Below are 23,371 nucleotides of genomic sequence, written 5' to 3'. Positions count from 1 at the left end.
TAGTGATACAGTCTGTATTACCGGTGCAACAAAGTTTACCTTCGCAAAAAGAAAAAGGGCTAGAAATACAATCAAAAAATGAAGATTCTTCATTCGATCGTACGATGAGAATCGAAAATAAAAAGCAGCCGAAAACGGAGAAAACGAAACGAGAAGAAGCACCAAAAGAAGAGAAAAAAGAATATAACCTTTCTAAACCATCGGTAACGAAAGAAGAACCAATTGTAAAGAAAGAAGAAAAAAAAGAGACAGAACAGTTGTTATTAGCTGTATCTGAGCAAATGGTTGCAATTGAGCAATTACATGTGCAGCCGGAATTGTTATATCAATACATACAAAAAATACAAGAGCTATATAAAGAATACGGCAATATTAAACTTAATGAATTACCTGCAGCTGAATTACAACAATTACAAGAACTTCTTTCAAATATGAATATCAAAAATGCTATATGTTTAGAAGATACAATGCAAATGGTATTAGACAAAATGAAGATGCCGGAGCAAATGATGCAAGCATTGAAGGTTGTAGAAACAGAAACTTGTAATATTGCAAAGAAACAAGAAGAGTTTAAAGACGTAGATCTTCCGAAAGGTGAGAGCGATGATGCAAAGGTAGAGTTGCCAGAGGTTGATGCATTAAATGATTCGAGCTCTACAGGTGCAGAGTTATTAAATAAAACGACGAGTACCGAACAAGTAGGGAAATCAAATAGTGGTGCTGAGAAAGTGTCATTACCTGACTTAGGAAAGAAAATGGAAGCGCAAGTAGAAGCGCTGCAAAAATTTGTAGTGAAACAAGAACGTGTTTTATTCCAGTTAAATCCAGAAAAACTTGGTACATTAACAGTGTTTATGAAAAAACACGGAGATCAAATTGACGTTCACGTAGAAATGGAAAAACACGATGCGAAAAAACGTGTTGAAATCATTTTTGATGAATTGAAATTAAAGTTAAAAGAAAAAGAAATCAATATTCAAATTAGCTATTCAGATAAAGATGAAAATCGTAAAGAACAGCGAGAACAAGAGCAAAGGCAAAAACAGAAATTAGCAAATACAAATCATGAAAAACAACAATCAACAGAATTTGCGGGATTATTGGAGGAATAAAGTGTGCCAACAGTTGGATTAAATACAACGAGTACAAATCATATTCCGTTACAAACAGGAGCGCAAAAAAGTAATGTACCTGTTAATGGTGTACAATCGCCAGTGCAACAAAGTAATGGAGTTTCTGCAGGAGCGCAAAAGACTCCTGGGGTAATGGGGAAAGATGATTTCCTAAAATTGTTTTTATCAAGTTTCCAACATCAAGATCCATTTAATGCGATGGATATGAATCAAATGATGAATCAGACAGCACAGTTATCTCTTATGGAACAAGTACAGAATATGACGAAAGCAGTAGATAAGCTGCAATCAACGATGTATTCAACAGCACTTGATGGTGGAATGAAGTTTTTAGGTAAATACGTAAGAGGTGTTGACGGTGACGGAAACAAAGTAACCGGTCAAGTAGAAACGGTTCGCCTTGCGGAAAATAACGATGTACAGCTCGTTATTAATAATAAGGTTGTATCTCTTCGTTTCGTTGAGAGAGTGTCTGATAAACCAATTGGGGAAACGAACCCAGAAGACGCAAAGAAAGACGATCAAAAAGTAACTGAAGAAGTAAAAACTACAAATTCATAAGGAGTGTCCATACGTTATGATTAAAGCGTTATATACAAGTATTACAGGAATGAATGCAACACAAAATGCATTAAGTGTAACTTCAAATAATATTGCCAATGCACAAACAGTAGGTTATAAAAAACAAAAAGCAATGTTTGATGATTTACTATATAACAATTCGATTGGTGCAAAAGGTGACGGTAAATACGCAGGAACGAATCCGAAAAGTATTGGTAACGGTGTGAAAATGAGTGGTACGGTTACGGATTATAGTGATGGTACAATTACGTTAACAGGTGGCAAAACACAAGCAGCAATGGAAGGTAATGGTTTCTTCGTTGTAGGTGATTCAAAAGGCGGAAATATGGAATTTACTCGTAAAGGTACGTTTGGGATATCTTCAGATTACTATATTACGAATACTGAAGGTCAATACGTGTTTGCATACCCTGCGAATGAGGCAACTGGTGAGGTTGATTTATCTGGAATTCCAGGACCGTTGCAAATTCCAATGGGAACAGCAATTGGTGGTATTCGAACATCGAAAGGGACAATTAAAGGTAATATTCCAACTGGTGAAAAACAAATCACACAAGATTTACCAGTATATGATAATGCGGGGAATACATGGACAATGCGTGTAGAGTTTAAACAAACAAGTGAACATAATTATACATATAAAGTACAAATGCGCAATGACTCGAAAAAAGAAACAGAGTTTAAAGATGTTCAAGGTGCAGGTGGTAATATGACATTTGATGCTGTTGGAAATCCAAATCCGAAAGAGCAAGGAGCCAATATTCCATTTGATGGCGGCTCTATAAAATTAGACTTAAGTCATTTAACAAATCATCCAACAGATAAAACATTATCAGTAACAGACGTAGATGGTAGAGCAGCAGCGACGGTTAAAGATTGCTTCATTGCTGACGGTGGATATGTAATGGTAAAATATTCTGATGGAAGTATGAAATCAGCTGGTCAATTAGCTGTTGCGATGTTCCCGAACGAAGGCGGACTAATGAAAACAGGTAATGGTAACTATACAGCGACGAATACAACAGGTATTTTAGCACTTGGTGCATCTGGTCAAAATGGTGCAGGTAAAGTACGCGGTGGTGCACAAGAAGGTGCAAACGTAGATTTATCTGTAGAGTTCGTTGACTTAATGTTATACCAACGCGGATTCCAAGGAAATGCGAAAGTAATTAAAGTTTCAGATGAAGTATTAAATGAAGTTGTAAACTTAATTCGATAATATATCGCATGGAAAAAATGTAATGGAGTAGAAAGGGTTTTTTATTCGTATGACAAGACAAGAGCGAATTTTACAATTGCCTTTTTTCGAAAATAAACGTGAACTTGCCGAGCAAGTATTAAAAATAGAACGAGAAGAGCATGTATATTTACCAGATCAATTTGAAATTAAGCAAGTGCCTCCGTATTCATTTGGCGAAAAACAAGCAATCATTGGCCGTATCCATGAGTTTTATTTCATAAGTGTTGGTAGCGATAGCGTTTGGAAGTATCAACTGTTTAAGGATGAGATGAAGTGTCGTGAGTTTTTTGTTATGTTGCCAAATATTACGGATCAGCAAATAGCGTTTTGGTTTAATAACATAGAGTTATTGAAAAGTTCTTAGAAGTACTTTTTAGGTTTTGAGAGAGGACCTGTCGATGTTTTGGAGCGGTTAGTGCCTAATAGAGTCCCGACCTATGTGTAAGACCAGAGATATGTAGCGTTACTAGAGTAATGTGGTAGTGTAAGAAGTGGTAATATGAAATAGTTTTAAGTTAATTTAAGGTAGTTGTAGTATACAATTAGACTGAATTTCTATAAAAGGAGAGGTGAGGAGGATGGCGCAAAATAAGTATCGCGTTACATTCATTTCGCCGAGTGAGGTTGAGCAGCGGACTGTAATGGCGGCGAATAGTTTGCCAGATTTAATCCGTAAAGTAGAGAGTGTTATTGCCGATCCAAACGGTTATTTTGTGAATGATAAAAAAAATAATTGCTATTTTAAAGTGATTAAAGAAAATGTTACGTTTATTCAATATGAGTTACTATTTTCGGATAAGGAAATTCATATTGAAAAATTAAAACATATAGCACCGGTGGTATTAAAACGATTATTCGAAAAAATAAATGACCCGGAATTATATGCACTCGCGCTACTTGATGTTGATATAGCAACGAAAGAATATGTGCTAGCAGAAATGAATTCTGAGCTGAGAATAAGAGTAGAGACGGAGCTTTCGAAAAAATGGGAAGCAATGCCGACGGAAATTGTAGGAGCACAAGAAGTGTTATTAGAGGCACTTGCTTCGTTTATACAAGATTAATTGTTTTTTAATAAAATGAATCGTTCGACTATCTATATTTTTTATATAGGTAGTTGACTTTTTCGCTTTTATAAAGCTTAATAATTAGATATACGGAATTAATGGAAGGGGAGCGACACCTTTATGTCACAAGCACAAAGTATTTTATTAGAAAGCGGAACAAATGAATTAGAGATTGTTACGTACACTGTTGGTGAAAACCTATTTAGTATTAATGTAATGAAAGTACGTGAAATCATTAATCCATTCCCTGTTACAACTGTGCCAGAATCTCATCATGCAGTTGAAGGTGTTGTTCAAGTACGCGGTGAAATTTTACCTGTTATTAACTTGGCAATGGCTCTTAATTTAAAGTCAACAAAGCCGCTTGATCAAACGAAATTTATCATCTCAGAATTAAACCAAATGAAAGTTATTTTCCGCGTTGATGAAGTGCATCGTATTCAACGTATTTCGTGGGAACAAATTGATGAACCAGCTTCATTATCTATGGGACTAGAAGAAACGACATCTGGTATTGTAAAACTAGATGGAAAAATCATCTTGCTATTAGATTATGAAAAAATTGTATGTGAAATTAGCGGTACTGGTTATGACAATAAATCAATTGCAGGGTTAGAACAAAAAACAGACCGAGCTGAAAAAGTAATTTATATTGCAGAAGATTCAGCGATGCTTCGCCAAATATTAGAAGAAACATTATCATCAGCTGGATATACGAAAATGAACTTCTTCAGCAATGGTGCAGAAGCGTTAGCGCAAATTGAAAAATTAGCGAAAGAGCAAGGCGAGAAAATGTTTGAACATATTCACTTGCTAATTACGGATATTGAAATGCCAAAAATGGATGGACATCATTTAACGAAAGTGGTTAAGGATAGTGAAGTAATGAATCGTTTACCAGTTATTATTTTCTCTTCATTAATTACAAATGAATTATTCCATAAAGGTGAAGCTGTAGGAGCAAATGCTCAAGTAAGTAAGCCAGATATTCAAGAGCTAATTGGTTTAGTTGATAAGTTAGTGCTTTAAAAGCTTCTTTTTAGCCGGAATAGAAGCTCTAGCCAAGTGTTGAGCGGTCGTGCTTAATAGAGCCCTATGCGATGTTGAGACCAGAAATATAGATTGGTTATAGGTAAGTAGAAGAGCTGGTGTATAACATTTTTCTATTTAGTAGGAATAGAGGAACTACTTATGTAAGGAAGTTTTCAGTGATTAATAGAGTCTCATGCGATGTGAGTTCAGAGGTATGAAGTAGTTTTAGGTAAGAAGAAGTGAGACTTCGATTGAGGATTGGAAGACTGGGTTTATAACTCTATTCTGTTAGACAGAGGAAGGAATTAGCCATGTGTAAGCATTGGTTAGTTCCTTTTTAGTATTCTATACTTTAAACAGGCAAAAAAATGAAAGGTTTCTTGGGTGTTTGACGCTGTATATGTGAATAATCTTTATTTAGAGATTTTTGATTTAAAAATATAAGCGAGCGTATTTTCGGGATTATTTTAGTAACATTTCGTGGTAACGCAAATTTTTTCGGTGAAAAAGTATTCAAAATACCATATAATATAATTAAATGTAATTAATATGCAATTTTACATATTAATAAAAACATTTTCCAAATTTTTATACTTTCTATACATTTTTGTATGTTTATTATTTGACAGATAATTTCGAACTGTTATAATATGGATATGTAAAAATTGCTATTTTCTTAAAAGACATGGGAGTCAGATGAGAATTGTGAAAGGATGAGGGGGAGTGGCACAGATTATGTATCACCACACAGCAATTAATGTATTAGATCTTTTACAAAACATGTCAAATAATAAAATGAACGATATGCAACTAGAGGTGGAATTAAAAAAAATAGAAAAAGAATTCCAAGTAAAGTATGAAGAATTAGTTGATTTACATAATAGAATGGTATTATTTCAAATAGATATAGAAAAAAATGGCGGGATGCGCGCATATGAAAAATCAGCAATTACATGGCTGAAGTCTGAACTAGAGCTACTTTATGAAGTGTATCAATTTTGTCAACGTCACGGTTTAAACATTTTAAATATTTCAAAATACGTAAGTAAAAATGAACTAAATCTTTTTCCGAAAACAGAAAGTCAATTGCAAAATACGTATTATAAATTGAAAAAACGTGAAATACCGTTTGAAAATATTGAAAAACAAAAACCAGGACGAAAGCGAAAATATATACCAGTAAAAGAGACAATCGTTGCAAGAAAACAAGAAAACGAGTACGAATTAAAAGAAGAAATCCAGCATAAAGAGGATGAAAAAAATCTTGTAACAGTTATATCTGGTATCGTTGATAACTTTGAAACAATTAATCAATGTAGTGAAAGGAAAGAAGACGAACTACATCAGTTTATGGAAGGTATTTATAAGCTTTCTAGCATGGCAGCAGGGCGTTCTAGAGAAGCAAAGAATACACGTAGTCTAGAAGGTGAATTGCAGTCGTTACAACTAGAAAATGAAAGGCTAAAACGAGAGAAAGAAGAGCTTGTACAAGATATTAAAGGTATGACGCAGCTTTTAATTCATTTCATTACAAGTTCTGATATTGATCAAATTCGTAAATTACCAACTTTCGTACAAGATTGTAAAATGGAATTACATAAACTTGGGCTATATAATGCACAAGACGGAAAAATGAAAATAATGGTTGACCGTAGCGGACAAGTTATGACGGTAACACAGTAATAAAATTTGGGTACAAAATAAAAGGGAGATACATAGTTTATATGTATTTCCCTTTTGTTTTGTATGGAATCGTTCCAAAGATGGAAGATGAATTTTTACGATTGTAGTAACTTAGAAACCATTTGCGGAATTTGATTCGCTTGTGAAACCATACTAAGTGCAACTTCAGTCAATAATTTAAACTTTAAAAAATCACTCATCTCCTGCGCCATGTCTGCATCTTCAATTCGAGATGCAGCATCTGTTAACGCCATACTTTGGCTATTTAAATTTTCAATATTGAAATGTAAACGATTTATCATAGCTCCAAGATCAGCACGATGAAGTGACACACTTTGCAAAGCCTCTTCAATTTTAAGAATTGCCGCTCTTGCTTCTTGTTCTGTTGAAATCTTGATGTCGTGTTGTGTAGGGGAAGGTGGTGGAATAGACTTTGATATATGTACCGTATGACCGATATCGTCTAATGTAACAGGGCGGTTTTGACCGTCAAATACGGATAAATCATTAAACTCAGTCGTCTCGCCAATATAGCTAATTTGTTCTGTTAAAGATTGAAACTCTTTATTCAGTGAATCACGGTTTTTATTTGAATTTGTACTGTTTGCGGATTGAATGGCTAAATCACGCATGCGCTGCAAAATATTCATCACAGTTTGAAGTGCAGCTTCGGCTGTGCGAAGCATCGATATTGCATCCTCATTATTACGAATCGCCACGCGCATACCATTCGCTCTTGCATGCATACGAGTCACAATCGCAATATTAGCTGGATTATCAGAAGCATGGTTTAACTTCTTACCAGTAGCCAAATGTTCCATCGCAACATTCATACGTTTTTCATTCTCGTATAGCGATTGCCTAGCGTTCATACTCAAAAAATTCGTACCAATACGCATAATAGACACTCCTTATTGATTCATATATGGTCTTAAAGCCAATAAACAGCTATAAAAAGAAAAAGGAACTTTATGCTTATCTTCTAGTTGTGTTTTAACATGAGAAGGGATAGAGATAGGCACTGACCGCTTCTACGCCACGCGGATGCTCTCTCCTACCTAAAAAAGAAAGATCTTACAAATAATTCATCTATATAGAAAAAAATAAACCTCTCCGCAAGCAGAGAGGTTTATTCAGGAAACTAACTCAAATGGCTTATTGTAATAATTTAGAAACCATTTGTGGAGTTTGGTTTGCTTGAGAAAGCATGCTGATACCAGCTTCGTTCAAGATTTTGAACTTAGTCATTTCAGACATTTCTTTCGCCATGTCAGCGTCTTCGATTTGAGAAGCAGCTGAAGCCATAGAAGAAGATTGGCTCTTTAGGTTATTTACGTTAAAGTCAAGACGGTTTAATGTAGCACCTAGAGTTGCACGGTTAGAAGCGATTGTTTCTAATGCAGCATCAATTGATTTGATTGCGCCAGAAGCGTTTGGTGCAGATTTTGTAATATCACCTGCAGTAGGTTCAGTATAAGCAGTTCCGATTGCCGCAGCCGCTGTATGTGTACCATCAAAAGCAGTCATTTTGTCTGTAATACCTTCGATTGCCTTGTCAGACAGTAAGTTTTTATCAACGTTATTAAATGCTGTTTTAAACGCATCAACCGCTTTGTCAATAGTAGCTTGATCAGATTTATCATCTAATTTAGCTAAGTCAGCTTTAGCTGTTTTTAAAGCATCAAGGGTTGCTTTATTGTCAGTAAGGTCTTTTGCTGTAATAGTGATTGTTTTATCAGTAGTTCCTGCAATTGATAATGTATCAATATTTAAAGCTTTAGTAGATGAATCAGCTAGATTGATATTGATTTGTTTAGCTGTATCAGCGTTATCTAGAGTTTGAATAGCAATAGATTTGTTATCACCATTTAATAATTTCTTATCGTTAAACTCTGTGTTTTTAGAAATGTAATCGATTTGTTCTTTTAATGCAGAAAATTCTTTATCTAATGCTTTTTGGTTATCGCCAGTGTTCGTACCGTTCGCAGATTGGTTAGCGATGTCACGCATACGAAGTAAGATGTTAGATACAGAGTTTAAAGCTGAGTCAGCTGTACGGATTAAAGACATACCGTCTTGTGTGTTGTTAGCTGCAACACCTAATCCGCTTTCACGTGCACGCATACGAGTTGCGATTGCAAGACCTGCTGCATCGTCAGAAGCGTTGTTGATACGTTTACCGCTTGATAAACGGTCCATAGCGTTGCTCATTTTAGCTTGGTTTTGGCGCATGTACTCTTGAGTACGCATGCTGTTAATGTTTGTATTAATTCTCATGTTAAGAAACCCCCATTTTTTTATATTGACTTTTCTGCAAATTGAAAAACGGTAATATGCGAAAAAATCAATTTCGAGATTTATTGTAATCCTTGCTACAACGGGTGTCAACTAAAAATTCGAATTAATAAATATAAAAAAATAACAGTTTAACAATATATTCATTTTTTTATTACATAATTATTAAAAGGATTATTGCAAACTTTAAAAAAAAACTCTAATATTAGATTATCTTTGTTTACCGAAAAGGTGATATTATGATAGTTGGAAATATAGTAAAAGAAGTGCTTGCATATAAGAAAGGACAAATTCAGCAAAAGCTAAGTAGTCCACAAGCATTTGTTAGTAGTCGTTTTCAAGAGAAGTTGCAGAGTGAGCCTGCGAAGGAGACGAAAGAAACTACGCAGCCGGCAAAAGTAGAAGATATGAGTCAGCCGGTACAATCTACGAAAATAGAAGCGGTTGTTAATAAACCCGTAGAAACTATTAATAAAGTAGAGGAAGCGAGTAAGCCTGAAGAAAAGGCTGAAACGAAGAAAGCAGATGAAGTGCAAGTTGCGCAAAAAGAGTTTGAACGACGTTTCCCAGAAACGAAAAATAAGGCTGCTGATACGTGGGAATTAACGAAGAAGTATAATATTCAAAAAATACGTTCTTCCAATGAAGGGAAGTATGAGGATATTATTGATCGCACTAGCCGTACATATGGAATTCCAAAAACGTTAATTCAAAAAATGATTGAAGTAGAGTCTAATTTTAATCCGAAAACGGTGTCACATGCCGGTGCGATGGGTCTTATGCAGCTTATGCCAGCGAATGTGAAGGAGATGGGTGTGAAGAATCCCTTTTCACCAGCTGAAAGTATTGAAGGTGGCGTGAAAGAGTTAAGCGGTTATTTAAAGAAAAATAACGGCGACTTAGTATTGGCACTTGCTTCTTATAATGCTGGTCCTGGCAATGTGAGAAAGTACGGAGGCGTACCGCCATTTAAAGAAACGCAAGGATATATTAAAAAAATATTAAATATCGACGTTTCAAAATAAGAAGTTTCATATAGAGAGAACATGAAATTTTCGTGAACATGATATGGGAGTTGGCTAGATTTGAAATTACAAGATGATATTCCGTTAACAATTTATTTTGAAATCGGAAATACGAAAAAGAAAATTGAAGATCTGCTTCATATTACGAAAGGTACATTGTATCGTCTTGAAAATTCAACGAAAAATACGGTGCGTCTTATGCTTGAGAATGAAGAGATTGGAACCGGAAAGATTTTGACGAAGAATGGGAAGATGTACGTTGAAATCGTTGAATTGAAAAGGTAGGGAAGGGGATTGTCATGAGTGGCGAAAAATTAAGCCAAGAGCAAATTGATGCCCTGCTGAAGGCGGTAAATGAAGGCGAGGAAATGCCAGCTTTCGCACAAGAAGCAGGAAAGCAAGAGAAATTTCAAGAGTATGATTTTAATAGACCAGAGAAGTTCGGTGTTGAGCATTTACGTAGTTTGCAAGCGATTGCTTCTACGTTTGGAAAACAGACGTCACAGACGTTATCAGCGCGTATGCGTATTCCAATTGAACTAGAGCCTTCAACAGTTGAGCAAGTTCCATTTACGAGTGAGTATGTGGAGAAAATGCCGAAAGATTATTATTTATATTGCGTAATTGATCTCGGTTTACCAGAGCTTGGAGAAATTGTTATTGAGATTGATTTAGCATTCGTTATTTATATTCATGAATGTTGGCTTGGCGGAGATAGTAAGCGTAACTTTACGATGCGCAGACCGTTAACAGCATTTGAGTTTTTAACGCTTGATAATATATTCTTGCTTCTTTGTAAAAATTTGGAGCAATCATTCGAAAGTGTTGTTGCGATTGAACCGAAATTTGTAACGACGGAAACAGATCCGAATGCACTAAAGATTACGACAGCGAGCGATATCATTTCATTACTTAATGTAAATATGAAAACAGATTTTTGGAATACGACGGTGCGTATCGGGATTCCGTTCTTATCTGTTGAAGAAATTATGGATAAGTTAACGTCTGAAAATATTGTCGAACATTCTTCGGATAAACGTAGGAAGTATACGTCTGAAGTGGAAGTGAAAGTAAATCAAGTGTACAAACCTGTTCACGTTGCGATTGGTGAGCAGAAAATGACAATGAGTGAGATTGAACAAATTGAAGAAGGCGATATTATTCCGCTTCATACGAAAGTTTCGGATGAATTACTTGGTTATGTAGATGGAAAGCATAAATTTAATTGTTTTATTGGAAAAGATGGAACGCGTAAGGCGCTCCTATTTAAAAGTTTTGTAGAGTAGGAGGATCCATATGAAGCATGAAGTATCTCCTGTGTCATTAATGGGATTAGAAGATTTTGCAGGAAAGCGAAATGAAGCAGGCAAAGCACATATCGATACTGTTTCAGATATTTCGATTGAACTTGGTGTAAAGCTTGGAAAGTCATCTATTACGCTTGGTGATGTAAAGCAGTTAAAAGTTGGCGATGTTCTTGAAGTAGAGAAAAACTTAGGACATAAAGTAGATGTGTATTTAAGTAATATGAAAGTCGGCATCGGTGAAGCAATCGTAATGGACGAGAAATTCGGTATTATCATTTCTGAAATTGAAGCTGACAAGAAACAAGCGGCGCTTATGAAAGCGCAAAGTCAAATGCAAGATAAAGAGTAGAGGAGGAGTCATATGTCGTATATGACGACCTTATTTCAAGTCGTTTTACTGTTTGGTGCGCTCGGTTACGGTGCATATTATATGACAAAAAAGACGCGCAAACAGCAGTTTTTTAAGCAGGGTGAAAATGGCCATATTCAAGTAAAAGACGGCGTGTATTTAAATCATCAAACGAGTGCCTTTTTATTTGAAGTGGACGGAAAGCAAGTGTTCACTGTTATTAGTAATAACGGTGTGCAGTCTGTGCAATTAACCGGAACAGGAAATCAGTTTCAACAAGCACTAGAAGACGCGGTGAAGACTGAAACGAAAAAAGTAGAGGATCCATCATGAGAATAAAGAAACAGTTATCATTATTAGCCGTTATTTTCGTATTTTCTATCGTTTTTTCAATTATTTTTGTAAATCCAGCGTATGCGGCCCCGAACGGTTTTATTAATTTCGAAAATGGAAAAGAGTTTACGAGTAATTCAAGTGTACAACTATTTGCGCTCGTTACCCTTTTATCATTATCTTCTTCTATCGTTCTATTATTTACACATTTTACTTATTTTATGATCGTTCTTGGGATTACACGTCAAGGACTTGGGGTAATGAATTTACCACCAAACCAAGTGCTTGTTGGACTTGCATTATTTTTATCACTCTTTACGATGCAGCCTGTACTCGGGCAACTGAAGAGCGATGTGTGGGATCCGATGACGAAAGAGAAAATAACAGTAAGCCAAGCTGCGGAAACGACAGCTCCTATTATGAAAGAATATATGTCAAAGCATACGTATAAGCATGATTTGAAAATGATGCTGAAAGTACGCGGAGAAGAGTTGCCGAAAGATTTGAAAGATCTTTCCTTATTTACACTTGTACCATCCTTTACGTTAACGCAAATTCAAAAAGGTTTACTAACAGGGATGTTCATTTATTTAGCGTTTGTATTTATAGATTTGATTATTAGTACACTTTTAATGTACCTCGGGATGATGATGGTACCGCCGATGATTTTAAGTTTACCGTTTAAAATACTCGTTTTCGTATATTTAGGTGGATATACAAAAATTGTCGATATTATGTTTAAGACGGTCGCCTGAAGCGTTTGATGCTATGTGATAGGAGTCATATAAATGAATACGTCACCAATTATAGATATTTTCCAAACCTTTTTTTATAAAGGGGTTATGATTTTAATGCCGATTGCCGTTGTAAGTCTGATTGTCGTTATTATTATCGCGGTTATTATGGCAATGATGCAAATTCAAGAGCAAACGCTGACGTTTTTACCGAAAATGGCGAGTATTGTGCTCGTTATTATCATTTTAGGTCCGTGGATGTTCCAAGAGTTAACGATGCTTATTTTAGATTTATTTGATAAAATCCCATCGCTATTGCGTTCGTACTAAGATAGGTGAACTGAAATGAATATGGAATTATGGGCGGCGACGTTTTTTGCGTTTTGTCGCATTACTTCATTTTTATATTTTTTACCGTTTTTCTCAGGCCGATCCATTCCAGCAATGGCGAAGGTTACAGTTGGACTTGCTCTTTCAATTACAGTGGCCGATCAAGTGGATGTCTCTCACATCAAGACAGTTTGGGACGTTGCAGCTTATGCAGGAACGCAAATTGTAATTGGATTATCACTTTCAAAAATTGTAGAAATGCTGTGGAACATTCCGAAAATGGCAGGGCATATTTTAGACTTTGATATTGGTTTATCACAAGCAAGTTTGTTTGATGTAAATGCAGGCTCACAGTCTACTTTACTATCAACCATTTTTGATATATTTTTTCTCATTATTTTTATTTCACTTGGCGGCATTAACTATTTCGTTGCCACTATTTTAAAGTCGTTTCAATATACAGAGGCGATTTCAAAATTGTTGACGACTAGTTTTTTAGATAGTCTACTCGCAACGTTATTATTTGCGATCACATCAGCGGTTGAAATTGCTCTGCCGCTTATGGGAAGTTTATTCATCATTAATTTTGTTCTAATTTTAATTGCAAAAAACGCTCCGCAATTAAACGTTTTTATGAATGCATACGTAATTAAAATTACATGTGGTATTTTGTTTATTGCGATGAGTGTACCGATGCTCGGTTATGTGTTTAAAAATATGACGGATGTATTACTTGAAGAATATACGAAACTATTTAACTTTTTCTTAACGAAGTAGGGGGACGCGCATGGCAAAGGATAATAAAACAGAAAAGGCCACCCCGCAGAAGCGTAAAAAATCGCGTGAAGAAGGGAATATTGCCCGGAGTAAAGATTTAAATAATTTATTTTCCATTCTCGTATTAGCAGTTGTCGTTTATTTCTTCGGAGATTGGCTAGGTTATGAGATTGCAAATTCCGTAGCGGTGCTGTTTGATCAAATTGGAAAAAATACAGATTCAACCGAGTATTTTTATTTAATGGGGATTTTATTACTGAAAGTATCGGCTCCGATATTAATACTCGTATATGCTTTTCATTTATTCAATTATATGATTCAAGTCGGCTTCCTATTTTCTTCTAAAGTCATTAAACCGAAAGCGTCACGTATTAATCCGAAAAACTATTTTACGAGATTGTTTAGTCGTAAAAGTTTAGTAGATATTTTGAAATCACTGTTTTACATGGGATTAATCGGTTACGTTTCGTACGTTCTCTTTAAAAAGAATTTAGAGAAGATTGTTAGTATGATTGGATTTAACTGGACAGCGTCACTTACTGAAATTATTAGCCAAATTAAATTTATCTTTTTAGCCATTTTAATTATTTTAATCATTCTTTCTATTATTGATTTCATTTATCAAAAATGGGAGTACGAACAAGATATTAAGATGAAAAAAGAAGAAGTAAAAAGGGAGCATAAAGATAATGAAGGGGACCCGCAAGTAAAAGGGAAACGAAAAAACTTTATGCATGCGATCTTGCAAGGAACAATTGCGAAGAAGATGGATGGCGCAACGTTTATTGTAAACAACCCGACTCATATTTCGGTTGTACTTCGTTACAATAAACACGTTGATGCAGCACCAATTGTCGTTGCAAAAGGGGAAGATGAGCTCGCATTATATATACGAACGCTTGCCCGTGAACAAGAAATACCAATGGTGGAAAACCGTCCGCTTGCTCGTTCTTTATATTATCAAGTCGAGGAAGATGAGACGATTCCAGAAGATTTATACGTAGCTGTAATTGAAGTTATGCGCTATTTAATTCAGACGAACGAACTTGAAGTGTAATAGCGCGTTTGGAGGAGATCTCTTTGTTTAAGATAGAGTCTGCAAGAACCTATTTTTCTATCTTTTTAGCAGCGTCATTCGTAGTGGCGCTCTTAATTCCACTTCCACCATTTATACTTGATATCATTATCGTTTTTCTACTAAGTATGTCAGTGCTTATTTATATGCGAGCGACAAGTATTAACGAGTGGGATGAATTAAAGTCATTTCCAACGATGTTGTTATTAATCGGGATTTTCCGCGTATCGATTAACGTTTCGACGACGCGAGCGATTTTGACAGATGGAAATGCAGGTCATGTTATTGAAGAGTTCGGCCAGTTCGTAATTGGCGGAAACTTATTAATTGGTATCGTTATTTTTACAGTATTAATCATATTCCAGTTTATCGTTGCAAACGGTGCATCTCGTACAGCTGAAGTAGCAGCTCGTTTTACACTTGATTCTTTACCGGGGAAACAAATGTCTATCGATGCTGATTTAAACCAGCGTATTATTTCAGAAAAAGATGCACAGGCAAAACGAAAAAAATTAAATATGGAAACAGAGTTTTACGGGGCGATGGATGGTGCCGGAAAGTTCATTAAAGGGGACGTTATTTTCGGGATTGTCATTTTATTCGTAAACATTATTTTCGGTTTAATTGTCGGCATGATGCAGCAAGGAATGAGCTTTGCAGATGCAGCTCTTCATTATACACAGTTAACTGTCGGTGACGGAATCGTAAACCAAATCGGTTCATTAATGCTTGCAATTTCAACAGGTATTATCGTAACGCGTGTATTTGACGGCTCACCGGATACAGTAACAGAAGGTATCTTTAAAGAGTTATTAGCGCATGAAGTCGTTGTATATGCACTAGGTGGTTTATTTATCTCAATGGGTATTTTTACTCCGCTACCGTTTCTACCATTCGCACTCGTTGGTGGAACGATTATCTTCTTAGGCATTCGTAATAAAAATCGAATAAAGAAAGAAAAAGAAGACGAGCTTCAAAAAGAATTAGAAATGATTCAAGGCGAAGATGAGCAACTGCAACAAGTGGAAGATTCATTCGGAGTATTTACGGATAAATATCCGATTATTGTAGAACTCGGTTTAGATTTAGCAGCACTTGTAAAGCAGAAAATTAACGGGGAAACAGCTCGTGATAAAGTTGTTCTTATGCGGAAGTCGATTATTACTGACCTTGGTATTAACGTTCCTGGAATTAACTTTAAAGATAATACGAGCTTTAGACCACGCGGACGTTACATTATTCGAATTAAAGGTGCTAAGGCGGCTGAAGGTGTTTTAAAATCAGGTTATTTATTAGCACTGAAAACACCGAACGTAATGGCTGATTTAGATGCAGAGCCAGCTAAAGATCCAATTTTCGGTGAAGATGGATATTGGATTTTAGAGCATATGGTGCAAGATGCACAAATGAAAGGCTATCAAGTGTTAGAGCCACTTAGCATATTAATTACACATTTAGATGTTGTCGTTAGACGTAATCTTCATGAATTAATTCAGCGTCAACATGTAAAAGACTTAATTAACTCGCTTGAAAATGATAATGGCGTTCTATTAGAAGAGATTAAGAAGAAAGAAATTGATTTATCACTCGTTCAAAATGTTATTAAACAACTTCTAAAAGAAGGTATTTCTATTCGTGATTTACCAACAATTATTGAAGGTATTATTGACGGCAAAGAAATTTATCAAAACCACGTTGACGGTGTGACATCATTTGTTCGTGAATGTATTTCAAAAGTTATTTGTGAAAATGCGAAAAATCCGGACGGAAAAATATATGCAGCGCTCTTCTCTGATTCAATTGAGTTAGATGCGGATGTTGTGAATAATTCATATCAAGGTTACTTATTAAACTGGGATTTAGATTTAGAAACACGTGTCGTTGAGCAAGTGCAGCGCGTCTTTAAGCAAGCACGTTTAATGGGAAGAGAACCAGTGTTATTAACACGTAGAAAAGATTTTAGATTTGCGATCGTAAGACTGCTAGAACGTTATCAAGTGGAAGCACAAGTACTTTGTATTAGCGAATTAGCACCAGAAATTGTTGTGGATCAAATTGCCTATATTGAATAGTAGGGGGTGAAGTAATGGAAAGTACAGAAAAGAAAGAAGCGTTAATGCGAATAAAAGCAGCTTCGAAAAATGAATTGTATCGAAAGTTATTTGACCAATATGGTACAGATTATTATTACGTTGTCGATGAAAGTGTAAAACGAAATATACCGTTTTTCTGGAAAAAGGATTATGAAATGTTAGTTGCTTTTCCAGAAGAAAAACAGGAAGAAGTGAATGAAGGTACAGCTCAATTTCATGAACAGTTAATGGATGTTGTGAATGATCCTTCAGAACAAATTGTGAAGGCGAATGGAATTCAATCAGTACTGCACAATTTAGAAAACGTAACGACTTCTATGTCATACGCGGCAATGCAAACAGGAAATAGTGAAGAATGGGCAAGAAAAAAAGAAAAACTATTAAAGCTCTTTGAAAAAGGAATTGTCGTTGTGAAACAGACGAAAGAAACGGAAGTACCGAAAAAGAAAAAAGTTGTGAAACAAGTCGTTCCGGTAAAGAAAGAAGAAGTAGTTCCAAAGAAAGAAAATCAAGAATCTGTACCGTTTATTATTCAAAAAGTAATTCGGATGCTAGAACAAAACGATGTAGAACAATATTTCATTTATGCATATGCTGAAAAGTTAAAAATAAAGTTTGAAAATGCAACGATGATTACAGAAGAAGAAGTTATCAGGTACATATTGGAAGATATGAAATCTCATTTTAATACGGAAAACGTCTTTGAAAAAGAAGTACAAACAATCGCATTAATCGGTCCAACTGGCGTTGGTAAAACGACGACACTCGCGAAAATGGCATGGCAATTTCACGGTAAGAACAAAACAGTTGGTTTTATAACGACAGATCATTCTCGCATAGGGACAGTGCAGCAATTGCAAGATAACGTAAAGACAATTGGATCTGAAGTAATTGCTGTGCGTGATGAGGCTGCAATGACAAGAGCGCTTACGTATTTTAAAGAAGAAGCACGCGTCGATTATATTTTAATTGATACAGCCGGAAAAAATTATCGTACGTCAGAAACAGTGGAAGAAATGATTGAAACGATGGGACAAGTAGAACCAGATTATATTTGTTTAACGTTATCAGCTTCGATGAAAAGTAAAGATATGATTGAAATCATTACAAACTTTAAAGATATTCATATAGATGGTATTGTGTTTACAAAATTTGATGAAACAGCAAGTAGTGGTGAATTGTTGAAAATTCCAGCAGTATCATCAGCTCCTATTGTATTAATGACAGACGGACAAGATATAAAGAAAAATATACATATCGCTACAGCTGAACATTTAGCGAAACAAATGTTACAAACATCGTAGAAAAGAGGTGAAGAATAAGGCGCTTGCCTTATTCAAACGAGTATGAACGGTCTTTATATAGGTTCTATGGGTATGATGAATTACATGCAGCGTATTAATGTTCATTCGAATAACGTTGCAAATGCTCAAACGACAGGATTTAAAGCAGAAAATATGACGTCTAAAGTATTTGATGTACAAGACACATATCGCCGAGGAGATGGGGCGGTAACAAATATCGGTTCGGTCGATTACGCTGTAGTACCAGCTGCAACACATGTGAATTTAGTACAAGGAAATATACAAATGACAAATAGCGCTACAGATTTCTTTTTAGATGACGGCGCGGCTGGCACAACATCATTTTTCGTTACTTCTAAAAATGATGAAACATTTTTAACGAGAGATGGTAGTTTCACATTAAATAGTGATCGATATTTACAAACATCTTCAGGTGCTTTCATAATGGGAGAGAATAATGAGCGTATTCGTATTCCGGAAGGAGCAAAGGTTGCTGTACAAGCAGACGGTACATTATATGATGAAGTAACACAAAATAATATTGCTCGTTTACAAACAAAAACAGTAGATGCAGAAACGAATGCACGTCTCGTGCAACGTGAAAACAAAAGCTTTACACTAGCAGAAGGAAACATTGCTAATTTACCGAACGGAACAGGAATAGTAAAAAATCATATGCTAGAAAATTCAAATGTAGATATGACGAAAGAGATGGCCGATCTTATGACGGATCAAAAGATGATTCAAGCATCACAGCGCGTTATGACGTCATTTGATAAAATTTATGAAAAAGAAGCGAATGAAATATTGAGATAAAGGACTTCCAAAAGTGGGAGTCTTTTTTGTTATTGCTTTTATTACAGTTACATCATAAAATGATAATGATTATCAATATCATTTTATATATTTTCATAAGAATAGAATTTCATAATGACAGCAACATTTGTTTAACTAAGTGAATTAAAAATAAGGGGATGGTGTGAAGATGTCTAAAAAGAATCAACTTTGCATTGGATTATGTTTAATTTCTAGAAAGAAAGAACAAGAGAATGAGTTTAATTCCGGAATTGATGAGCAAGTAGAGTTGGCACTACAGGCAGAAAAGGCTAAGTTAGATTTTGTTTTTAAAGCCGATTATTTAGTGGCGCACCCAGATTTAATCGCTCGTAATAAAGGGAATGTCATTTTAGACCCGACGTTACTGTTTACTGCTATTGCTTATGCAACAGAAAAAATTGGAGTCGTTACAACCGCTTCAACTTCATTTTATCCACCATATATATTAGCAAGGCAATTACAATCGTTACACTGGATTAGTAACGGACGAGTAGGGTGGAATATTGTTACATCAATTGACGGTGCTGAAAACTTTGGTAAGGAAGAGATGCCATCATCTGAGGAACGATACGCGAAAGCGGCAGAATGTACAGAGTTAGTAAGAAAACTTTGGAGGAGCCATCCTTATGAAGTGTTGAAAATAGATAACACTGAAGTTATTAGAGAGATGGCCAAGCCAATTGAACATAGCGGTGAATATTTTGAGGTAAAAGGTCCACTGAATATCCCACAGCATATATCAGGAGAAATGCCATTATTTCAAGCCGGTGCTTCAGAGTCTGGTCGGAATTTTGCTGCTTCTGTTGCAGATGCAATTTTTGCTGCAACGCCAGATGTAGAGTCAGGTATTGAACTTCGTCAAGATTTAAGAAGAAGAGCAGAACAGCATGGCCGGAAGCAAGATGCTATACGCGTATTACCTGGATTATATTTCTTTATAGGTGATACATATGAAGAGGCGCTAGAAATGCATAGACAAGCTCATCAACATCTCACAAAAGAGAAGAGATATGCGTTACTTGAAATGGTTCTCGGATTAGATGCGAGAGGGATTCCGCTAGAAAGTAAAATTACCGAAGAGATGCTGCCAAGTCGGGATCAAACTGTACGTAGTAAAACACATGCAGAATTATTACGGCATTTCATTATTAAAAATGAACCAACAGTTGAACAAATACTAGAGCGACCAGAAGTTGTTGGATCGGCTCATTGGGTTGCGGTTGGTACACCAAAAGGCGTTGCGAAGCAAATTATGGATAGGTTTGAGGCCGGAGCGTTAGATGGATTTATTGCTATTCCAGGAGGACCTCCCAAGTCACTAAATCTATTCTTTAGTGAAGTCATTCCTTTATTTGTGAAGGCGGGGGTATTTAGGGAAGAGTATACAGGTTCTACTTTACGGGAGCATTTGGCGGGAAACATGTTAAATACTTTACAGTTAAAATAAATAATAGCATGTATAAAAAAGCCTTATTATAAAAGGCTTTTTTTATTTAAAATTAAAAATTCTGAAATATAAGTTGACTGTATGAATATTATTTTTTATATTAGTAGGTATAACTATAACTACTAAAGAGGTGAGAGTATGAAAACGGCATTATATTTAGAAGATGCATACAAAACGAGTTGCGAGACAGAAGTGATAAGAGTGGAAGGGAATAAAGTATTTGTAAAAGAAACAGTTTTTTATCCAACTGGTGGAGGACAGGAATGTGATACGGGTGTCATTGTACAAGATGGGTCTGTATTTGAAGTTGAAAAAGTAAAGAAGGAGCAGGGAGAAATAGTTCACTATATAAAAGATGAAGCTCAAGTAAAATTAGGTCCAGTTAAATTAGAGATTAATTGGGAAAGACGTCATAATTTAATGCGTCATCACTCTTTACTGCATCTTATCGGAGCTGTAGTTTATGAAAAGTATGGAGCTCTATGCACCGGAAATCAAATTTATCCTGATAAAGCACGTATCGATTTTAATGAGTTACAAGAGTTATCGAGCGTGGAAGTAGAAGAAATTGTTGAGGAAGTGAATAAACTTATTAAGCAAAATAAAGAAATTTCCACTCGTTATATGAGCCGCGAAGAAGCAGAAAATGCTGTAGGAATGATTAAAACAGCAATAAATCTCCTGCCAACTACTATCCAAGAAATCCGCATTGTTACAATTGAAAACTTAGACGAACAAGCTTGTGGAGGCACACATGTGAAAAATACGAGTGAAATAGGAACACTTGTTATTGATAAAGTAAAAAGTAAAGGGAAGCAAAATCGCCGTTTTGAAGTAAGAGCGATTTAGATTGTGAGGGGTTACCGATGGATGAAATTATAAAGGAATTACAAAAGTTAGGATTTTCCCAATATGAATGTAAAGCGTATATTGGATTGTTAAAACATTCCCCAGTAACTGGCTATGAAGTGAGTAAACAAACAGGAGTACCTCGTTCTATGATTTACGAGGTACTCGGTAAGTTAATGGATAAAGGAGCAGTGCATATTGTACCTTCTGAACCAGTTAAATATGTACCAGTACCAGCTACCGAATTAATGAATCGAATGCGAAAAGACTTTGAAAAGTCCTTTGAATTTTTAGATGAGAAATTAAATTGTTTAGAACAAGAGCGACAAATAGATGTAATTTCGCATATTCGCTCAAATGATCGTGTTTTAAAAGAAATATGCAATATAATTAATAGGGCAAAGGAAGAATTATGGATTTCTGTATGGGAAGATCAAGTGCATGAAATTGAGCCATACATTTATCAAAAGGAAGAGGAAGGCGTACATATATTTTCAATCTTATTTGGAGCTCCAGAAACAAAAATAGGAGCGACGTTTCACCATAATTATATGACGCCTCACGTTGTTGAAAAGAGAATGGGTGGTCATTTAACTGTTATTGCGCGTGATGGAGAGGAAGTATTAATTGCGAACTTCTCAAATGATAGCACTTCATGGGCCGTTACAACGTATGACCCAGCGCTAGTTCTCGTTGCTACAGAGTATGTGCGGCACGATATTATGGTTGAAGAAATCACGAAGGAATTTGGAGCTGATAAGTTAGATACGTTATGGCGTGAAAATATAGATTTAGTTCATGTCGTAACAGGAAAACGAACTTTAGAAGGAATGGAGGATGATAGAGATGAGTAAAGCTCAGGCACATGTAGCTTTGCAGAGCGATGATACATTTCAGCAAGGAGTAAAAGATTGTTTACCAACTGTATTTGGTTACTTGAGCATCGGTATAGCAGCTGGTGTAATTGCAAAAACAGCAGGTTTTTCTATCATTGAAATTGCATTTATGTCCACTTTAATTTATGCAGGTTCTGCCCAATTTATATTAGCTGGTATGTATGCAGCCGGTGCTCCTGCTTCCGCAATTATTTTTACTGTATTTTTTGTTAACTTGCGCCACCTTCTTATGAGTGCTGCACTCGCGCCGTACTTTACGAAAATTCCTCTATTTAAAAACTTAATCATCGGTTCGCAAATTACAGATGAAACTTTCGGCGTTGCAGTGCAACACGCGGCGCAAAAAGGATATTTAGGTGAAAGATGGATGATCGGGCTTAACGTAACAGCGTATTTAAATTGGATTCTTGCTACTATTATTGGTGGACTGTTTGGTGAGTGGATACCAGATCCACATACATACGGGATGGATTATGCATTACCAGCGATGTTTATTGGATTATTTGTTCTTCAGCTCATAAGTAGTAAACCAAAACTAGCAATTCATTTAAGTGTTGCAATTGTAGCGATTATCATCGCATACGTTTCACACCTATTTATGCCAGATAGTATAGCGGTTATTATCGCAACCTTACTAGCTGCGACGATTGGAGTGGTGATTGAAAAATGGAAATGAGATTAGATGTATTATTACTTTTACTAGCAGCAGGAGCTGTTACACTCGTGCCACGTATTTTACCTCTACTCGTATTTAGCAAACTACAAATTCCTGACTGGGGTTTAAAATGGTTAAATTACATACCAATTGCGATATTAGCAGCGCTTTTAGCACAAGTTTTATTTATGCATGAGACGATGCAGTGGGATTACCTTATCGCAGCAATTCCCACATTTCTTGTAGCGATATATACTCGTAGTTTATTAGGTACAGTATTAACGGGAGTGGTTGTGATTATTTTGTTACGTTTCTTTTTCTAAAAAGG

Annotated in this window: 26 protein-coding genes; 24 read left to right on the top strand and 2 right to left on the bottom strand. The window is 35.7% G+C overall.

Features of this window, described 5'->3' with window-relative positions:
* Positions 1-2: 2 nt before the first annotated feature.
* The 7 genes from N2V92_RS26540 to N2V92_RS26510 all read left to right on the top strand — a co-directional run bounded on the left by N2V92_RS26540 (position 3) and on the right by N2V92_RS26510 (position 6,737).
* Positions 3-1,112 (top strand): flagellar hook-length control protein FliK, encoded by a 1,110-nt coding sequence (locus N2V92_RS26540; RefSeq protein WP_016098028.1) that lies wholly within the window; start codon positions 3-5, stop codon positions 1,110-1,112.
* A gap of 3 nt (positions 1,113-1,115) precedes the next feature.
* Complete coding sequence (locus N2V92_RS26535; protein WP_001143485.1) at positions 1,116-1,694, top strand: flagellar hook assembly protein FlgD; 579 nt, start codon at positions 1,116-1,118, stop codon at positions 1,692-1,694.
* Positions 1,695-1,710: 16 nt separating this feature from the next.
* Entirely contained in the window at positions 1,711-2,934 is a 1,224-nt protein-coding gene (locus tag N2V92_RS26530) for a flagellar hook protein FlgE (RefSeq protein WP_000588324.1), read from the top strand.
* A gap of 49 nt (positions 2,935-2,983) precedes the next feature.
* On the top strand, positions 2,984-3,319 hold the full coding sequence (locus N2V92_RS26525; RefSeq protein WP_000198167.1) for a DUF3964 family protein: 336 nt from the start codon (positions 2,984-2,986) through the stop codon (positions 3,317-3,319).
* Between the two features lie 214 nt (positions 3,320-3,533).
* Entirely contained in the window at positions 3,534-4,019 is a 486-nt protein-coding gene (locus N2V92_RS26520; RefSeq protein WP_016077903.1) for a hypothetical protein, read from the top strand.
* Positions 4,020-4,142: 123 nt separating this feature from the next.
* Complete coding sequence (locus N2V92_RS26515) at positions 4,143-5,051, top strand: chemotaxis protein (RefSeq protein WP_000075943.1); 909 nt, start codon at positions 4,143-4,145, stop codon at positions 5,049-5,051.
* Between the two features lie 738 nt (positions 5,052-5,789).
* Entirely contained in the window at positions 5,790-6,737 is a 948-nt protein-coding gene (locus N2V92_RS26510) for a DNA-binding domain-containing protein (protein ID WP_016077902.1), read from the top strand.
* A gap of 95 nt (positions 6,738-6,832) precedes the next feature.
* Here the strand turns inward: N2V92_RS26510 and N2V92_RS26505 are convergent, their stop codons facing one another.
* Both N2V92_RS26505 and N2V92_RS26500 read right to left on the bottom strand, forming a co-directional pair.
* Complete coding sequence (locus N2V92_RS26505) at positions 6,833-7,636, bottom strand: flagellin N-terminal helical domain-containing protein (RefSeq protein WP_042597520.1); 804 nt, start codon at positions 7,634-7,636, stop codon at positions 6,833-6,835.
* A gap of 256 nt (positions 7,637-7,892) precedes the next feature.
* Positions 7,893-9,014 carry a flagellin N-terminal helical domain-containing protein gene (locus N2V92_RS26500; RefSeq protein WP_016077900.1) on the bottom strand — a complete coding sequence of 374 codons (1,122 nt, stop codon included), beginning with the start codon at positions 9,012-9,014 and terminating at the stop codon, positions 7,893-7,895.
* A 257-nt stretch (positions 9,015-9,271) separates the two neighbouring features.
* On the opposite strand from N2V92_RS26500, the gene N2V92_RS26495 reads away from it, so the two are divergent.
* The 17 genes from N2V92_RS26495 (at position 9,272) to N2V92_RS26415 (ending at position 23,366) form a co-directional block, all read left to right on the top strand.
* Positions 9,272-10,057, top strand: coding sequence for a lytic transglycosylase domain-containing protein (locus N2V92_RS26495; RefSeq protein WP_016077899.1), 786 nt, complete (start codon positions 9,272-9,274; stop codon positions 10,055-10,057).
* A gap of 60 nt (positions 10,058-10,117) precedes the next feature.
* Positions 10,118-10,342, top strand: a complete 225-nt coding sequence (locus N2V92_RS26490) for a flagellar motor switch protein FliN (RefSeq protein WP_000775712.1) — start codon at positions 10,118-10,120, stop codon at positions 10,340-10,342.
* Between the two features lie 14 nt (positions 10,343-10,356).
* Entirely contained in the window at positions 10,357-11,343 is a 987-nt protein-coding gene (gene fliM, locus N2V92_RS26485; protein ID WP_000012361.1) for a flagellar motor switch protein FliM, read from the top strand.
* Positions 11,344-11,353: 10 nt separating this feature from the next.
* Positions 11,354-11,713 (top strand): flagellar motor switch protein FliN, encoded by a 360-nt coding sequence (gene fliN, locus N2V92_RS26480; protein ID WP_000680010.1) that lies wholly within the window; start codon positions 11,354-11,356, stop codon positions 11,711-11,713.
* A 12-nt stretch (positions 11,714-11,725) separates the two neighbouring features.
* The gene (locus N2V92_RS26475; protein ID WP_000121178.1) at positions 11,726-12,046 is read left to right on the top strand and encodes a hypothetical protein; all 321 of its coding nucleotides are present in this window, start codon (positions 11,726-11,728) and stop codon (positions 12,044-12,046) included.
* Complete coding sequence (locus tag N2V92_RS26470) at positions 12,043-12,801, top strand: flagellar type III secretion system pore protein FliP (protein WP_001220582.1); 759 nt, start codon at positions 12,043-12,045, stop codon at positions 12,799-12,801. Before N2V92_RS26475 ends, N2V92_RS26470 begins: the two co-directional genes overlap by 4 nt.
* 33 nt (positions 12,802-12,834) lie before the next feature.
* A complete protein-coding gene (locus N2V92_RS26465; protein ID WP_001098080.1) occupies positions 12,835-13,110 on the top strand; it encodes a flagellar biosynthetic protein FliQ in 276 nt (91 codons plus the stop codon).
* Between the two features lie 15 nt (positions 13,111-13,125).
* Positions 13,126-13,887 carry a flagellar biosynthetic protein FliR gene (locus tag N2V92_RS26460; RefSeq protein ID WP_001055718.1) on the top strand — a complete coding sequence of 254 codons (762 nt, stop codon included), beginning with the start codon at positions 13,126-13,128 and terminating at the stop codon, positions 13,885-13,887.
* A 10-nt stretch (positions 13,888-13,897) separates the two neighbouring features.
* On the top strand, positions 13,898-14,944 hold the full coding sequence (gene flhB / locus N2V92_RS26455; protein WP_001040120.1) for a flagellar type III secretion system protein FlhB: 1,047 nt from the start codon (positions 13,898-13,900) through the stop codon (positions 14,942-14,944).
* A gap of 23 nt (positions 14,945-14,967) precedes the next feature.
* Complete coding sequence (flhA, locus tag N2V92_RS26450; protein WP_016077898.1) at positions 14,968-17,034, top strand: flagellar biosynthesis protein FlhA; 2,067 nt, start codon at positions 14,968-14,970, stop codon at positions 17,032-17,034.
* A gap of 14 nt (positions 17,035-17,048) precedes the next feature.
* Complete coding sequence (gene flhF / locus N2V92_RS26445) at positions 17,049-18,359, top strand: flagellar biosynthesis protein FlhF (protein ID WP_016513056.1); 1,311 nt, start codon at positions 17,049-17,051, stop codon at positions 18,357-18,359.
* Between the two features lie 42 nt (positions 18,360-18,401).
* Positions 18,402-19,175: a flagellar basal-body rod protein FlgG gene (locus N2V92_RS26440; RefSeq protein WP_080775469.1), complete on the top strand. Its 774-nt coding sequence runs from the start codon at positions 18,402-18,404 to the stop codon at positions 19,173-19,175.
* 169 nt (positions 19,176-19,344) lie between these two features.
* Entirely contained in the window at positions 19,345-20,643 is a 1,299-nt protein-coding gene (locus N2V92_RS26435) for an NtaA/DmoA family FMN-dependent monooxygenase (protein ID WP_042597526.1), read from the top strand.
* A gap of 138 nt (positions 20,644-20,781) precedes the next feature.
* Positions 20,782-21,492 (top strand): alanyl-tRNA editing protein, encoded by a 711-nt coding sequence (locus N2V92_RS26430; protein WP_000844967.1) that lies wholly within the window; start codon positions 20,782-20,784, stop codon positions 21,490-21,492.
* 17 nt (positions 21,493-21,509) lie between these two features.
* On the top strand, positions 21,510-22,346 hold the full coding sequence (locus tag N2V92_RS26425; RefSeq protein ID WP_000343356.1) for a TrmB family transcriptional regulator: 837 nt from the start codon (positions 21,510-21,512) through the stop codon (positions 22,344-22,346).
* On the top strand, positions 22,339-23,064 hold the full coding sequence (locus N2V92_RS26420) for an AzlC family ABC transporter permease (protein WP_000030479.1): 726 nt from the start codon (positions 22,339-22,341) through the stop codon (positions 23,062-23,064). The genes N2V92_RS26425 and N2V92_RS26420 overlap by 8 nt, the downstream gene beginning before the upstream one ends.
* Positions 23,055-23,366, top strand: coding sequence for an AzlD domain-containing protein (locus N2V92_RS26415; protein WP_000425944.1), 312 nt, complete (start codon positions 23,055-23,057; stop codon positions 23,364-23,366). Before N2V92_RS26420 ends, N2V92_RS26415 begins: the two co-directional genes overlap by 10 nt.
* Positions 23,367-23,371 lie beyond the last annotated feature (5 nt).

The sequence above is a fragment of the Bacillus sp. CH_48 genome (assembly GCF_038008465.1).
Lineage (GTDB): Bacteria > Bacillota > Bacilli > Bacillales > Bacillaceae_G > Bacillus_A > Bacillus_A thuringiensis_S.
Note: the sequence above shows the minus strand (reverse complement) of the source record. Positions and strands in the feature narration are given on the sequence as shown.

Excerpts from the sequence above, each read along its gene's own strand:
- N2V92_RS26530 (WP_000588324.1), top strand. The coding sequence starts at position 1,711 with ATGATTAAAGCGTTATATACAAGTATTACAGGAATGAATGCAACACAA.
- N2V92_RS26525 (WP_000198167.1), top strand. The coding sequence starts at position 2,984 with ATGACAAGACAAGAGCGAATTTTACAATTGCCTTTTTTCGAAAATAAA.
- N2V92_RS26520 (WP_016077903.1), top strand. The coding sequence starts at position 3,534 with ATGGCGCAAAATAAGTATCGCGTTACATTCATTTCGCCGAGTGAGGTT.
- N2V92_RS26515 (WP_000075943.1), top strand. The coding sequence starts at position 4,143 with ATGTCACAAGCACAAAGTATTTTATTAGAAAGCGGAACAAATGAATTA.
- N2V92_RS26510 (WP_016077902.1), top strand. The coding sequence starts at position 5,790 with ATGTATCACCACACAGCAATTAATGTATTAGATCTTTTACAAAACATG.
- N2V92_RS26505 (WP_042597520.1), bottom strand. The coding sequence starts at position 7,636 with ATGCGTATTGGTACGAATTTTTTGAGTATGAACGCTAGGCAATCGCTA.
- N2V92_RS26500 (WP_016077900.1), bottom strand. The coding sequence starts at position 9,014 with ATGAGAATTAATACAAACATTAACAGCATGCGTACTCAAGAGTACATG.
- N2V92_RS26495 (WP_016077899.1), top strand. The coding sequence starts at position 9,272 with ATGATAGTTGGAAATATAGTAAAAGAAGTGCTTGCATATAAGAAAGGA.
- fliM (WP_000012361.1), top strand. The coding sequence starts at position 10,357 with ATGAGTGGCGAAAAATTAAGCCAAGAGCAAATTGATGCCCTGCTGAAG.
- fliN (WP_000680010.1), top strand. The coding sequence starts at position 11,354 with ATGAAGCATGAAGTATCTCCTGTGTCATTAATGGGATTAGAAGATTTT.
- N2V92_RS26475 (WP_000121178.1), top strand. The coding sequence starts at position 11,726 with ATGTCGTATATGACGACCTTATTTCAAGTCGTTTTACTGTTTGGTGCG.
- N2V92_RS26470 (WP_001220582.1), top strand. The coding sequence starts at position 12,043 with ATGAGAATAAAGAAACAGTTATCATTATTAGCCGTTATTTTCGTATTT.
- N2V92_RS26465 (WP_001098080.1), top strand. The coding sequence starts at position 12,835 with ATGAATACGTCACCAATTATAGATATTTTCCAAACCTTTTTTTATAAA.
- N2V92_RS26460 (WP_001055718.1), top strand. The coding sequence starts at position 13,126 with ATGAATATGGAATTATGGGCGGCGACGTTTTTTGCGTTTTGTCGCATT.
- flhB (WP_001040120.1), top strand. The coding sequence starts at position 13,898 with ATGGCAAAGGATAATAAAACAGAAAAGGCCACCCCGCAGAAGCGTAAA.
- flhF (WP_016513056.1), top strand. The coding sequence starts at position 17,049 with ATGGAAAGTACAGAAAAGAAAGAAGCGTTAATGCGAATAAAAGCAGCT.
- N2V92_RS26440 (WP_080775469.1), top strand. The coding sequence starts at position 18,402 with ATGAACGGTCTTTATATAGGTTCTATGGGTATGATGAATTACATGCAG.
- N2V92_RS26435 (WP_042597526.1), top strand. The coding sequence starts at position 19,345 with ATGTCTAAAAAGAATCAACTTTGCATTGGATTATGTTTAATTTCTAGA.
- N2V92_RS26430 (WP_000844967.1), top strand. The coding sequence starts at position 20,782 with ATGAAAACGGCATTATATTTAGAAGATGCATACAAAACGAGTTGCGAG.
- N2V92_RS26425 (WP_000343356.1), top strand. The coding sequence starts at position 21,510 with ATGGATGAAATTATAAAGGAATTACAAAAGTTAGGATTTTCCCAATAT.
- N2V92_RS26420 (WP_000030479.1), top strand. The coding sequence starts at position 22,339 with ATGAGTAAAGCTCAGGCACATGTAGCTTTGCAGAGCGATGATACATTT.
- N2V92_RS26415 (WP_000425944.1), top strand. The coding sequence starts at position 23,055 with ATGGAAATGAGATTAGATGTATTATTACTTTTACTAGCAGCAGGAGCT.